The sequence below is a fragment of the Enterobacter cloacae genome (genome assembly GCF_013375935.1).
GTDB lineage: Bacteria > Pseudomonadota > Gammaproteobacteria > Enterobacterales > Enterobacteriaceae > Enterobacter > Enterobacter pasteurii.
In genome coordinates this window covers 2387833-2401106 of sequence record NZ_CP056117.1, presented here as the reverse complement: position 1 = coordinate 2401106, position 13274 = coordinate 2387833, and the positions used below count along the sequence as shown (strand labels likewise).

The window sequence follows — 13274 nt, the reverse complement described above, 5'->3', positions numbered from 1 at the left end:
AACACCTCCTGTCAGCCCAGCGTCGGCATGGAAAACGCGGCGCCTGTCTCCTGCTGCATTTCCGGCCAGCGCGCGGTGATGGTTTTCATGCGGGTGTAGAAGCGCACGCCGTCGTTGCCGTGGACGTTGAGCGCGCCAAAGATGGAACGCTTCCAGCCGCCGAAGCTGTGAAACGCCATCGGCACCGGGATCGGCACGTTGACGCCCACCATGCCCGCCTGCACCTCTTCGCAGAAGCGGCGCGCGCAGCCGCCGTCGCGGGTGAAAATGGCCGAGCCATTACCATATTCATGGCGGTTAATCAGATCCACCGCGCTGGCGTAATCTGCTACGCGCACCACAGAAAGCACCGGGCCAAAAATTTCTTCCTTATAGATGGTCATCTCCGGGGTAACGTTATCGAACAGCGTCGGCCCGACGAAATAGCCCTGCTCGTAACCCTGCACGCTAAAGCCGCGGCCGTCCACGCGAAGCCTCGCCCCCTGCGCCTCGCCGCTGTCGATGTAGCCCAGCACCTTGCTGCGGTGGGCGGTGGAGATAAGCGGCCCCATTTCGTTTTCCGGCGTCTGGTCCAGGCCCGGCCCGACGCGCAGCGCGGCAATCTGTTTTTCCAGACGGGCGCAGAGGTCGTCGGCGGTATTATCGCCCACCGCCAGCACCACCGAGAGCGCCATGCAGCGCTCGCCCGCCGCGCCGTAGGCCGCTCCCATAATGGCGTTGGCCGCCATCTCCATGTCGGCATCCGGCATTAAAATGCAGTGGTTTTTCGCCCCGCCCAGCGCCTGACAGCGCTTACCGTGGGCGGAGGCGGTCTGGTAAATGTATTCCGCAATTGGCGTGGAGCCGACAAAGCTCACTGCCTGCACGCGCGGGTCGGTCAGGAGCACGTCAACGGACTCCTTATCGCCCTGCACCACGTTGAACACGCCGTCCGGCAGGCCAGCCTCTTTCAGCAGCTGCGCCAGCGCCAGCGCCAGCGAAGGGTCTTTTTCCGACGGCTTAAGCACGAAGGTATTCCCGGTTGCCAGCGCAATCGGGAACATCCACATCGGCACCATCGCCGGGAAGTTAAACGGCGCGATCCCGGCGCAGACCCCGAGCGGCTGCATCAGCGAGTGGCTGTCGACGCCGGTACCGACGTTCGCAGAGTGTTCCCCCTTTTGCAGATGCGGGATGCCGCAGGCAAATTCCACCACTTCCAGACCGCGGGTCAGTTCCCCCACCGCGTCGGAGTAGACCTTGCCGTGCTCTTCGCTGATGAGGCGGGCCAGGCGCGCCATGTTCTCCTCCAGCAGCGCCTTAAAGCGGAACATTACGCGCGCGCGCTTAAGCGGAGCCTGACGTGCCCACGCGGGAAAGGCCTGCTGCGCGGCGGCAACCGCCTGCTCCGCCTCCTGCGCCGTACTCATCACCACCTGGCGGATCTGCTCGCCGGTGGCCGGGTTGAAGATCGCCTGAACGCGCTGGCCTGAACCGGTGACACATTCGCCGTGAATAAAATTCGCTACCGTCTCCATCCTTAACCTCTCGCTGTTGATACGTGACCGTTACCTAAACGCTTTGTACTCACACTATATATGAAACAAATATTCCATTTTAAGTTGAAATAAAATAAATGATGATTATTGTGATCAAGGATGGATTTTTATGTTAATAGCCAGCAACACTGACGCTGCGTGCGCTATTAAGGCATTTCGGGCGAGGAAATGGCTGAAGCTTCTGTTTCATTTTTGCTGCCAGATGGATGGCCGACATTTAAAAGACGCGGCTTTGCGTTTAGAATCATAAAACTGTATTTGGGGGATAACATGACGACAGCAACCAGCCTGAACGAACTGCAGCAGCAAATCCGCGATCGCTACGATAGCCTGAGCAAGAGGCTGCAGCAGGTCTCCCGCTATGTACTGGATAACACCAACAGCGTGGCCTTTGATACGGTTGCCGTCATTGCCGAGCGCGCCGACGTGCCGCCGTCAACGCTGATCCGCTTCGCCAACGCCTTTGACTTCACCGGCTTTAACGAAATGAAACAGCTGTTTCGCATGAACCTGGTGGAGGAAACCGCCAGCTACAGCGACCGTGCGCGGCTGTTCCGCGAAATGGAGAGCGAAGCCGTGCCGGAAACGCCGCTCGATATTTTACAGGAGTTCGCCCGCTCAAATGCCCAGGCGCTACAGCAGCTCGCCGCCCGTGCCGAACCGGAGATGCTGGAGCGCGCCGTTCAGCTGCTGGCCGACGCCGACACCATCTATATCGCCGGACTGCGCCGCTCCTTTAGCGTAGCAGCCTATCTGACCTATGCCCTGAGCCACCTTGAGTGCCGCCCTGTTCTGCTCGACGGCATGGGCGGCATGCTGCGCGAGCAGATTAGCCGCATCAAGGCGCGCGATATAGTGGTGTCGATCAGCTTCTCGCCGTACGCGGAAGAGACGGTGATGGTCAGCGAAACCGCCGCCAGGGTCGGCGCGCGCCAGATTGTGATCACCGACAGCCAGATCAGCCCGCTGGCGACGTTCAGCGACCTCTGTTTCGTGGTGAAAGAGGCGCAGGTAGATGCGTTTCGCTCTCAGTCGGCGACGCTGTGCCTGGTGCAGTCGCTGGTAGTGGCGCTGGCATATCGGCTGGGCGAAGGAAAGTAGGCTACCGCTCCTTCGCCTGCAACACCGGTCAGAAGCTGTACGTCACCTTCAGGCTTCCCGTGGGCGACGTTTTTTTCTGAACGACTGGGCTATCGCCCGCCTCTCCCGTCAGCTGCGTAACGCCGGCAGCGGCAAGCACGCTCCAGCGGGAGGTGAGCTTATGGGTCCAGTCCAGGTTCAGCGAATAGGCGTATATTCCCGATCCGGCATCATGTCGGGCAAATCCCGATGCGGCCGACTGGGCGGCGCTGACCCCGTAGTACGTTTGCATGTACTTGCTGGATCCCCAGCTGCCGGTCAGCGCCAGCGTCACCGAGTTTTCAGAAGAGGTGTAGAGCGGGCTGGCAATGCCGAAGTGCACAGCCTCACCGTTGTCTCTTTCCGAAACCGGGACCTCAGCCTGCAGCTGCACGTTAAGCCAGTCAGTTACCCTGTACCCCAGCCCCGGCACAACGACGGCTGAGCCTTTGACCTCACCCATCCCCCGCAGGTAGTCGCTGCCGGAGGCGATTGAATCGCTGCTTACGTCGCGATCCTTACGTCCCGCGCGATAGCTCAGCGCAGCGCTATAATCCAGGTTGCCGACGCGGTTGCCGTAGCCGAGCCCGCGAGTGGTGCTGATAAAGAACCCATTTTCCATCGCGTAATCAACCACCTGGGCCGCAGCAACGCGGCTCTTATCCGAACCGGAATAGCGTGGCGCAACATCCACGCCGCCCCCCAGGGTTAACACGTTGCCCTGGCGCTGCCCGGCCGCCAGCGTCGGGGTAGCCAGTAACGCCAGGACGGCCCCCGACAGGATGCTTTTCGCGCTGCGACCGATGAGTGAACGGGGGAACCTGTGACGCAGTTTGCTGTTTCTCATTAAAGAAGCCCTTTTGGATTCAGATGGTTACGATTCAGGCGGTGTTAAACGCCAGCGCGCTCATTCTGAATACCCTCCCTAAGGTTCTTATGAGCCGAAAATGAAGAAACGCTGAAGCACGTGCTGGTTCTGTAAAGCTGAATGATTTCCTGATACCGTTTTTTTCTTAAGCTGTTCTTCATCCACTGCTGATACCGTTACCTTTGTGAAAATTCTACTAATTGAAGACGACCTGGATCTCGGCAACGGCGTACGTATCGCCCTTGCAGATCAAGGATTTGATGTCATTTGGGTACGCCGGAAAGAGGATGCGCTGCATCAGCTCGATCTCTGCGTGCCGGAGCTTATCCTGCTCGACCTGGGGCTGCCCGATGGCGATGGCATGAGCCTGATGACGCGCCTGCGTCAGCAGCTCCGGGGGATCCCCGTCATTATCCTGACGGCGCGAGGCACGCTGCAGGACCGCCTGTGCGGGCTGGACGCGGGCGCGGACGACTATCTGGTCAAACCTTTTGTGCTCGCCGAGCTGCTGGCGCGCGTGAGAGCCCTGGCGCGGCGCAGCTACGGTTTTGAGAATGAGGCGATCGACATTCGCGGCTTGTCTCTCCACGTACCGACGCGTCGCGTGACGGTGAGCGCGCGCCACGTTGAGTTGACGGCAAGTGAATACGCGCTGCTCGAAACGCTAATGCTGCGCGCTGACCGCGTGCTTACGCGGCGGTATCTGGAAGAGAGGATATTCGGCACGAAAGAAAATCTCAGCAACGCGCTCGACGTGCATATGGGTAACCTGCGGCGAAAAATTGGCGATGGCTTTGTGCGAACGGTGCGGGGCGTAGGGTACGTCATTGATACCGTACCGGTTCAGAAGGCGGCGGGCTGATGCGTAATTTTTGGTACCGCCTCAGGCTTCCTACGCTGGTCAGGCGAATGATGGTCGCCCAGATGCTGCTGCTTACGCTGCTGTGGTGTCTTTTTTTAACCTTCATTTTGCTGGAGGACCTGCGCAGCCCTCCAATACTCACGGGCAGTGAGACTTACGAAACCCTCTTTTCCCTGGTTGAGAGCATGGAGGATAGGCCGCAGGCGCGTAAAGAGGTGCTGGCCGCGTTCAGCAAGGCGCTGCGGGAGGGGTATGGCGGCGGTGAAGATCCGGAGCTGGCCATCAACCTGATCGTTCGCAAGCATAATGAGATTATTTTTTCTTCGCGTGGCGCGCCAACGGAGGTGAAAAATAGCCGTCTGGGGGAAATGCAGCGCGTCCGGACTGGAGACCACACCTGGACGAGCCGCACGCTCAAATCCGCGCGCTCCGACGTGGAGGTCACCCTTTTCACCCCTGCCGGCAGCTGGAATTTCTTTATCTACCTGAACTCGCGCGGCTATTACGTCATGCCGCTGCTGGTATGCATCCCTTTCCTTTTGTTTCCCGCGTGGCTGTCAATCCGCATCGCGATGCGCCCCTGGAACAGGGTAGTGAATGAAATTTCATTGCGCACGCCAGACGATCTCTCTCCCTTACAAGCCGTTCCCAGGCACAGGGAGCTGCGCCAGACGGTGGACGCGATTAATGACTTTCTCGCCAGGGTGCGGGAAAGCGCCGAAAGGGAAAGGGTGTTTATTGCCGATGCCGCGCACGAGCTGCGTACGCCGCTGGCCGCGATGCGAATCAACGTCGAGGCGCTGCAGTCCTGGGTCATCAGCGAAAGCCAGCAGGAGCTGCTTGCAGGCATTGTTCGCAGCAATAGCCGTGCCGCTCGTCTCGTCAATCAGCTTCTGCTGATGAAGCACAGCGAAGCGCACATCGACACGGTAACGGAGCCTGTGCCGCTGACAACGCTTATTCAGGAGCGAATGGCCGCGCTGGAGCCGCTGGCGTCGGCGCGCGGGATTGAGCTTGAGTTCTTCGCCGACGATGAAATCCGGGTTGCGGGCATCCGGGAACGTCTGGTGTCGCTGATCGACAATTTGATTGAAAATGCCGTGAAGTACAGCCCTGAGGGAGGACGAATTGAGGTACAGCTGCAATCGACAACGACGTCCGCCCGGCTGCGCGTCTCAGACGCGGGCCCCGGCATTCCGGTTGAATTGCGCGAGCGGGTGTTCGACAGGTTTTTCCGCGATCCTAATCAAACCCAAAGCGGGAGCGGCTTAGGGCTTGCCATCGTCAAAGCCGTTACCCAGCAGCACAACGGCAGAGTCAATCTGAGTACGTCAGCAGAAGGCGGCCTGATGGTGACCGTGGACTTCCCGCATCCCGCGCTTGCATGAACGGAAACGCAACGCTACCCGGCCTGACGTTTGCCGGTACGGCAGCGTTATTTCACGCATGCCGCAGATTGCTTCAATAAGGTTACCGTATTTGTTATATTGTTACTTATTGATTATTCACCTCTGCGGTGCCAAAAAGAACAAGATTCACCGCGACCCAGGACAGAAAAATGCTAGATTACCGCTTCCCGACAGCTTTGCAGATGGTTCTCAGCGTAGCGATGGCGGAGCAGTCGGGTGAACGTTCGACGAGCGCAATCCTGGCCTACGGCCTGGAAGCGAATCCGAGCTTCATCCGTAAACTAATGGTTCCGCTCGCCCGTGACGGCATTATCGTCTCCACGCTTGGCCGCAACGGCTCTATACACCTTGGCCGCCCGGCGGACGAGATTACCCTGCGCGATATCTACCTTTCCGTTACTGAAGATAAAAAGCTGTGGGCGTCCCGTCCTGACGTTCCGGCACGCTGCGTGGTGAGCGCCAACGCCTGCTGGTACTTCAAATCCATTGCTGATGAAGCGGAGCAGGCTTCGCTGGCGGTTCTGGCGCGCCATACCGTCGCCAGCGCGCTGGAAGAGGTGAAAAAAGCCGACACCAGCGGGTGCGATCCGGTCCCGGAAATCTGCACGCAGCATAAAAAAGCGCCTTAATCCTTTACGGATTGCGAAAAAAAACCGCCTTCACTGTGAAGGCGGTTTTTTATTGTCTGCGACGTCCTACGCAGGCAGCACGTCTCTTTTCGCTTTACCGCGCGTCACGAACTTACGCAGCGTCACGTAAAATACCGGCGTCAGGAACAGGCCAAACAGGGTCACGCCCAGCATGCCGGAGAACACCGTGATCCCGGTGACGCCGCGCACCTCGGCACCCGCACCGTGGCCGAGGATGAGGGGGATCGTCCCGGCAATAAAGGCGATAGAGGTCATCACAATCGGGCGTAAACGCAGGCGGCACGCCTCCAGCGCGGCCTCCATGATACCTTTCCCCTGGATTTCCAGCTCGCGGGCAAACTCCACGATAAGTATCGCGTTCTTACAGGCCAGCCCCATAAGCACGACCAGACCCACCTGCACAAACACGTTGTTATCGCCCCCGGTCAGCCAGACGCCAAACAGCGCGGACAGCATCGTCATCGGAACGATAAGGATCACCGCCAGCGGCAGCGTCCAGCTTTCATACAGCGCCGCCAGCACCAGAAACGCCAGCAGAACCGCAACCGGGAAGACGATCAGCGCCGTATTGCCCTGCGTGGCCTGCTGGAAGCTCAGGTCCGTCCATTCGATATTCATCCCGTTCGGCAGTATCTGCTTAGACATTGCGTCCAGCTGCGTCATCGCCTGCGCGGAAGAGAGCACGCGAGGATCGGCATCGCCAATGAGATCCGCCGCCGGGTAGCCGTTGTAGCGGATCACCGGGTCCGGCCCGTAGGTGGTGCTGATGGTGACCATACTGCCAATCGGCACCATTTCGCCCTGGTTGTTGCGGGTGCGTAAGTTCGCAATATCCTCCACGCTGTCGCGGAACTGCCCGTCGGCCTGGGCCATTACGCGCCAGGTGCGGCCAAACTGGTTAAAGTCGTTCACATAGGACGAGCCCAGGTAGGTTTGCAGCGTGCCGAACAGATCGGTGAGCGACACGCCCTGCGCTTTCGCCTTATCGCGGTCGACCTGAACGTCCAGCTGCGGAACGTTAGCCTGGTAGGTTGAGATGGGGAAATGCATCCCCGGCGTCTGCATGATTGCACCGGACATGGTGTTCACCGCGTTTTGCAGCGCGCCATAGCCCAGACCGGCGCGATCCTGAATGTACAGGGAATAGCCCGACCCCTGACCCAGCCCTAAAATCGGCGGCGGCAGAATCGAGAAGCCGAAGCCCTGCTGGATTTGCGCGATTTTCGCGTTGATCTCCGCGTTAATTTCCGCCGCAGTGTGTTTACGCTGGTCGAACGGCTTCAGGCCAAAAAATACCGTCCCGGTGTTCGGCGTGTTGGTAAACTGGAGCGCATTCAGGCCGGGAAACGCAACCGCATAATCCACGCCTTCGGTATTCATACCGATTTCGCTCATTTTGCGGATCACCGCATCGGTACGCGCCAGCGACGAGCCTTCCGGCATTTTCACGCCGCCAATCAGGTACAGCTTATCCTGCGTCGGAATAAACCCGCCGGGTACGGCTTTAAACATCACGCCGGCAGCACAAAGGAGCAGCAAATAAACCGCAAACACCGCGCCGCGTCGGCCGAGCGTTTTACCCACCAGCCCCTGATAGCCGGTCGAGCTGCGGTGGAAAAAGCGGTTAAACGGACGGAAGATCCAGCCGAACAGACGATCGATAAGCCTGGTCGGGAAATCTTTCGGTGCGCCGTGCGGCTTCAACAGCAGGGCAGCCAGCGCCGGCGAGAGCGTCAGCGAGTTAATGGCCGAAATCACCGTTGATATGGCTATCGTGACCGCAAACTGTTTATAAAACTGACCGGTCACGCCGGAGAGGAACGCCATGGGAACGAACACCGCGCACAGCACCAGTGCGATGGCGATAATCGGCCCGGAAACTTCACGCATCGCCTGATGCGCCGCCGCAAGCGGGGCGAGCCCCTCCTCGATGTTTCGCTCGACGTTTTCCACCACCACGATGGCATCGTCCACCACGATACCAATCGCCAGCACCAGCCCGAACAGGCTCAGGGTATTAAGCGAAAAGCCCAGCAGGTAGAGAATGCTGAACGTGCCCACCACCGATACCGGCACCGCGATCAGCGGAATGATCGACGCGCGCCAGGTTTGCAGGAACAGGATCACCACCAGCACCACCAGCACCACCGCTTCCAGCAGCGTTTGCACGACCGCGCGGATAGAATCGCGCACAAATACCGTCGGGTCGTAAGGTGCCGCCCACTTCATATCGTCCGGGAAACGCGTGGACAGTTCGTCCATTTTTGCACGCACCGCGTTAGACAGATCGATGGCGTTCGCCCCCGGCGACTGGAAAATACCAATCCCGACCGCGTCTTTATTGTTGAGCTGCGAACGCAGCGCATAGCTGCCGGAACCCATCTCTACGCGCGCCACGTCGCGCAGGCGGACGACCGTACCGTCCTGCGTCGTTTTCAGGACAATATTGCCAAACTCCTCTTCGGTATGCAGACGGCCCTGGGCGTTAATGGAGATCAGGAAATCGCTCTCTTTCGGCAGCGGCTCGGCGCCAAGCTGCCCGGCGGAAACCTGAACGTTCTGCTCCTGCATCGCCGTCACCACGTCCGATGCCGTCAGCCCGCGCGCCGCCACCTTGTTTGGGTCCAGCCAGACGCGCATCGCGTATTCGCCCGAGCCGAAAATCTGAATCTGCCCCACGCCGGGCAGGCGCGCCAGCTCGTCCTTCACCTTCAGCGTGGCGTAGTTTCGCATGTACAGCGAGTCGTACTTGCCGCCTGGCGAAAACAGATGCACCACCAGCGTCAGCGTTGGCGATTGCTTCTGCGTGGTGATGCCCAGACGCCGCACGTCTTCCGGCAGGCGCGCCTCGGCCTGCGATACCCGGTTTTGCACCTGAACCTGCGCCTGATCGGGATCCGTACCCGGACGGAAGGTGACGGTGGTGACCAGCACGCCGTCCGATCCGGCGACGGATTTCATGTACATCATGTTCTCAACGCCGTTGATCGCCTCTTCCAGCGGCGTTGCCACGGTCTCCGCGATCACCTTCGGGTTGGCGCCGGGGTACTCCGCGCGCACCTGCACGCTTGGCGGTACGACGTCAGGATATTCGCTGACCGGCAGTAGCGGGATGGCGATTAATCCTGTGATAAAAATCAAAATCGACAGTACGGCGGCAAAAATTGGCCTGTCGATGAAAAAACGGGAAAAGTCCATGGGTTGGATTCTCTGGTAAGGGATCAGTTGAGGGCGGCGCTGGCGGTCATGGCGACGGTTTTCGCGTTAACCGGCATGCCCGGCATAAACACCTTTTGTAAACCATCGACGATGACTTTATCCCCGGGATTCAGCCCCTGCTGTACGATGCGTAAACCGTCGGCCAGACGACCCGGCGTGATATCGCGACGCTGTGCTTTCCCTTCTTTATCAACGATATAAACATATTTACGATCCTGATCGGTCAGCACCGCCTTATCGTCTACAAGCGTGGCTTTAAATTCCGCACTGCCCGGCAGGCGCACGCGGGCAAAGAGTCCCGGCGTGAACTGACGCTGCGCGTTATCTAACAGCGCGCGCATGCGGATCGTTCCGGTACTCGGCGTGAGCTGGTTATCAAGAAAATCCACTTTGCCCTGATGGGGATAGCCCTCCTCGCCGGTAAGGCCAATCTCCACCGGCAGCGCCAGGTGATTACTGGACGCCCCCTGCCCGCTGCGGGCCAGGTTTTGATAGTGAAGGTAGGTTGACTCGTCCACGTCGAAGTAAACGTAAACCGTCTTCAGCGAGACCAGGGTGGTGAGCACGCTGGCGCTGTCGCCGGCGGTAACCAGATTACCGCTGGTGATCAGCGCACGGCTGGCGCGGCCATCGATGGGCGCGGTCACTTTGGTGAAGTCCAGGTTAAGCTGCGCGGCGTCAACCGCCGCCTGCGCTGCGCGAATGTCGGCCTGCGCCTGGGTGGCTGCGGAACGGCGCTGCTCCCACTCTTCACGGGATACCACGTTGGTATTGACTAATTTATCGGTGCGGTTAGCCTCGCTTCGCGCCAGGCTGGCCTGCGTTTTGGCTCTCGCCAGCGTCGCCTGCGCCTGTTCCAGCGCGGCGCGATAGGTTCTGTCATCAATAGTGAACAGCACCTCGCCCTTTTTCACCTCCTGGCCGTCGGTGTAGTTCACTTTATCAATGTAGCCGGAGACGCGCGGGCGCAGCTGAACGCTCTCCACCGCCTCAATGCGACCGTTGAAGCTGTCCCACTGGCTTATGGATTTTACGACTACGTCAGCAGCGCTGACGACGGGCGCTTGCGGCGCGGCATTTTGCGCGACGCTGTCATCGCACCCGACCAGCAGCGCGGCGAGTAAAATCGCGCCCAGCGTTTGCAGATGAAAGTTACCCCAGGTTTTTTGCAGGCTCATTATTTTTATTCCGGTTATTGTAGCCGCCGGGCAAGACGCAGCGGGAGGTGCCGCGCCACTTCCTTTGTCCGGGCTGGCTTAAGGCCATTTGTGTCGTTCATCGCCACAAAAATGTAACAGTTGCGAATACACTATCGCGGCGATTGTAGGAAGGCGCTTAATTAAGTGCAAGAATAATTGTTGCACTTTATGTGCTATTTGCGTCAAAGGTAAATAACCTGTTTCGAGCAGGGTTTTAAATGTAACAATAAAACTTGCAATTAGTGAAAAAAAGGGCCACCTTTAAATGCAACAAACAAAGATGCTTTTTAACGCATGGCGTAGGGGGAAGCAAGATGAACACCGGTGCATTCATTCACGATTTACTTGACTGGATCGACAACAACCTTGACAGCCGTCTGGACATTGAGACCGTCTCCAGGCGAGCCGGCTATTCGAAATGGCACCTCCAGCGGATCTTCAAGGAACATACCGGCTCCCCTCTCGCAGAATATATTCGCGCGCAAAAGCTGCAAAAATCGGTCGAGCGTTTAGCCCAAAGCGATGAACCAATTTTGAACGTGGCGATCGCGCTGGGCTTTGACTCTCAGCAGTCCTTCAACCGCAGCTTTAAGCGTCAGTACGGTCAGGCGCCAGGCGCATGGCGGCGCAGTATCGGCTGCCGTGAATCGCGGCAGATGAGCCAGTAACTCGCCTCCGGGACGGATATCGGCCAGAAAAAAAGCCCTCTGTAAACAGAGGGCTTTATTCAGTTTTACCTGTTTATGACGATACAGGTTGAGTTAGTGGCTTATTCCCACTCAATCGTCGCCGGTGGCTTACCGCTGATGTCATACACCACGCGGGAAATACCGTTAACTTCGTTGATGATGCGGTTAGACACGCGGCCTAAGAAGTCATACGGCAGGTGCGCCCAGTGCGCGGTCATGAAGTCGATGGTTTCAACCGCACGCAGGGAGACAACCCAGTCGTACTTGCGGCCATCGCCCATCACGCCGACGGAGCGAACCGGCAGGAACACGGTGAACGCCTGGCTAACCTTGTTGTACAGGTCAGCCTTGTGCAGCTCTTCAATGAAGATCGCGTCCGCGCGACGCAGCAGGTCGCAGTACTCTTTCTTCACTTCGCCCAGCACGCGTACGCCGAGGCCCGGGCCCGGGAACGGGTGACGGTAGAGCATGTCGTACGGCAGACCCAGTTCCAGACCAATCTTGCGCACTTCGTCTTTGAACAGCTCGCGCAGCGGCTCAACCAGGCCCATCTTCATCTCTTTCGGCAGGCCGCCCACGTTGTGGTGAGATTTGATGACGTGTGCTTTACCGGTTGCGGAGGCGGCGGATTCGATCACGTCAGGATAGATGGTGCCCTGCGCCAGCCACTTCACGTCTTCCAGCTTCAGCGCTTCTTCGTCGAACACTTCAACGAACACGCGGCCGATGATTTTACGCTTCGCTTCCGGATCGTTTTCGCCCTTCAGCGCGTCCAGGAAGCGCTGCTCGCCTTCCACGTGAACGATGTTCAGACCGAAGTGGTCGCCAAACATGTCCATCACCTGCCGGGCTTCGTTCAGACGCAGCAGGCCGTTGTCCACGAAGACGCAGGTCAGGTTTTTGCCGATAGCGCGGTGCAGCAGCATCGCGGTGACGGAGGAGTCCACGCCGCCGGAGAGGCCGAGGATCACCTTGTCATCGCCAACCTGCTGGCGGATACGCTCAACGGCGTCGTCGATGATTTTAGCCGGAGTCCACAGCGCTTCACACTGGCAGATATCGCGCACGAAGCGCTCCAGCATGCGCATGCCCTGACGGGTGTGGGTCACTTCCGGGTGGAACTGCACGCCGTAGAAGCGTTTTTCTTCGTTCGCCATAATCGCGAACGGGCAGCTCTCGGTGCTGGCAACGGTCACGAAGTCGGACGGGATGGCGGTAACTTTGTCGCCATGGCTCATCCATACGTCCAGCAGCGGCTTGCCGTCTGCGGTCAGGGAGTCTTCGATACCGCGCACCAGCGCGCTGTCGGTTACCACTTCTACCTGCGCATAGCCAAACTCACGCTCGTTAGAGCCTTCTACGTGGCCGCCCAGCTGCATTGCCATGGTCTGCATGCCGTAGCAAACGCCGAATACCGGCACGCCAGCTTCGAACACGTACTGCGGTGCGCGCGGGCTGTTCTCTTCGGTGGTGCTTTCCGGGCCGCCGGACAGGATGATGCCGCTTGGATTGAATTCGCGAATCTGTGCTTCCGTGACATCCCACGCCCACAGTTCACAGTAAACGCCCAGTTCACGCACGCGACGCGCCACCAGCTGAGTGTACTGAGAACCAAAGTCCAGGATGAGAATGCGATGTTTATGAATGTTTTCCGTCATTGACGCTAATTCCGAGGCAAGTGAAACAGATTAAATAAATCGCCCGACACAAGGTCGGGCGAA

The 13274-nt window shown here is 58.8% G+C and carries 10 protein-coding genes; 5 read left to right on the top strand and 5 right to left on the bottom strand.

All coding sequences use genetic code 11. The annotated features are described in order from the left end of the window. Positions 1 to 11: 11 nt before the first annotated feature. Positions 12 to 1517, bottom strand: coding sequence for a CoA-acylating methylmalonate-semialdehyde dehydrogenase (locus HWQ14_RS11320; RefSeq protein ID WP_176609766.1), 1506 nt, complete (start codon positions 1515 to 1517; stop codon positions 12 to 14). A gap of 291 nt (positions 1518 to 1808) precedes the next feature. Between HWQ14_RS11320 and HWQ14_RS11315 the strand changes: the two genes are divergently transcribed. Then, positions 1809 to 2639 (top strand): MurR/RpiR family transcriptional regulator, encoded by an 831-nt coding sequence (locus tag HWQ14_RS11315; protein WP_176609765.1) that lies wholly within the window; start codon positions 1809 to 1811, stop codon positions 2637 to 2639. A 28-nt stretch (positions 2640 to 2667) separates the two neighbouring features. Here the strand turns inward: HWQ14_RS11315 and HWQ14_RS11310 are convergent, their stop codons facing one another. Then, complete coding sequence (locus tag HWQ14_RS11310; protein WP_176609764.1) at positions 2668 to 3504, bottom strand: MipA/OmpV family protein; 837 nt, start codon at positions 3502 to 3504, stop codon at positions 2668 to 2670. Positions 3505 to 3709: 205 nt separating this feature from the next. Between HWQ14_RS11310 and HWQ14_RS11305 the strand changes: the two genes are divergently transcribed. From HWQ14_RS11305 to HWQ14_RS11295, 3 genes are all read left to right on the top strand, one after another. Beyond that, positions 3710 to 4387 carry a response regulator gene (locus HWQ14_RS11305; protein ID WP_148420681.1) on the top strand — a complete coding sequence of 226 codons (678 nt, stop codon included), beginning with the start codon at positions 3710 to 3712 and terminating at the stop codon, positions 4385 to 4387. Next, positions 4387 to 5775, top strand: a complete 1389-nt coding sequence (locus HWQ14_RS11300) for a sensor histidine kinase (RefSeq protein ID WP_176609763.1) — start codon at positions 4387 to 4389, stop codon at positions 5773 to 5775. Before HWQ14_RS11305 ends, HWQ14_RS11300 begins: the two co-directional genes overlap by 1 nt. 170 nt (positions 5776 to 5945) lie before the next feature. After that, positions 5946 to 6425 carry an RrF2 family transcriptional regulator gene (locus HWQ14_RS11295; RefSeq protein WP_148420680.1) on the top strand — a complete coding sequence of 160 codons (480 nt, stop codon included), beginning with the start codon at positions 5946 to 5948 and terminating at the stop codon, positions 6423 to 6425. A gap of 66 nt (positions 6426 to 6491) precedes the next feature. On the opposite strand, the gene oqxB is transcribed toward HWQ14_RS11295, so the two are convergent. Beyond that, positions 6492 to 9644, bottom strand: coding sequence for a multidrug efflux RND transporter permease subunit OqxB (gene oqxB, locus HWQ14_RS11290; RefSeq protein WP_176609762.1), 3153 nt, complete (start codon positions 9642 to 9644; stop codon positions 6492 to 6494). A gap of 23 nt (positions 9645 to 9667) precedes the next feature. Continuing rightward, positions 9668 to 10843 (bottom strand): efflux RND transporter periplasmic adaptor subunit, encoded by a 1176-nt coding sequence (locus HWQ14_RS11285; RefSeq protein WP_176609761.1) that lies wholly within the window; start codon positions 10841 to 10843, stop codon positions 9668 to 9670. Positions 10844 to 11178: 335 nt separating this feature from the next. On the opposite strand from HWQ14_RS11285, the gene HWQ14_RS11280 reads away from it, so the two are divergent. Further along, the gene (locus tag HWQ14_RS11280; protein ID WP_148420677.1) at positions 11179 to 11532 is read left to right on the top strand and encodes a helix-turn-helix domain-containing protein; all 354 of its coding nucleotides are present in this window, start codon (positions 11179 to 11181) and stop codon (positions 11530 to 11532) included. 101 nt (positions 11533 to 11633) lie between these two features. On the opposite strand, the gene guaA is transcribed toward HWQ14_RS11280, so the two are convergent. Then, positions 11634 to 13211: a glutamine-hydrolyzing GMP synthase gene (gene guaA / locus HWQ14_RS11275; RefSeq protein ID WP_062933291.1), complete on the bottom strand. Its 1578-nt coding sequence runs from the start codon at positions 13209 to 13211 to the stop codon at positions 11634 to 11636. Positions 13212 to 13274: the final 63 nt, after the last annotated feature.

Excerpts from the sequence above, each read along its gene's own strand:
- HWQ14_RS11280 (WP_148420677.1), top strand. The coding sequence starts at position 11,179 with ATGAACACCGGTGCATTCATTCACGATTTACTTGACTGGATCGACAAC.
- HWQ14_RS11300 (WP_176609763.1), top strand. The coding sequence starts at position 4,387 with ATGCGTAATTTTTGGTACCGCCTCAGGCTTCCTACGCTGGTCAGGCGA.
- HWQ14_RS11285 (WP_176609761.1), bottom strand. The coding sequence starts at position 10,843 with ATGAGCCTGCAAAAAACCTGGGGTAACTTTCATCTGCAAACGCTGGGC.
- oqxB (WP_176609762.1), bottom strand. The coding sequence starts at position 9,644 with ATGGACTTTTCCCGTTTTTTCATCGACAGGCCAATTTTTGCCGCCGTA.
- HWQ14_RS11295 (WP_148420680.1), top strand. The coding sequence starts at position 5,946 with ATGCTAGATTACCGCTTCCCGACAGCTTTGCAGATGGTTCTCAGCGTA.
- guaA (WP_062933291.1), bottom strand. The coding sequence starts at position 13,211 with ATGACGGAAAACATTCATAAACATCGCATTCTCATCCTGGACTTTGGT.
- HWQ14_RS11320 (WP_176609766.1), bottom strand. The coding sequence starts at position 1,517 with ATGGAGACGGTAGCGAATTTTATTCACGGCGAATGTGTCACCGGTTCA.
- HWQ14_RS11310 (WP_176609764.1), bottom strand. The coding sequence starts at position 3,504 with ATGAGAAACAGCAAACTGCGTCACAGGTTCCCCCGTTCACTCATCGGT.
- HWQ14_RS11315 (WP_176609765.1), top strand. The coding sequence starts at position 1,809 with ATGACGACAGCAACCAGCCTGAACGAACTGCAGCAGCAAATCCGCGAT.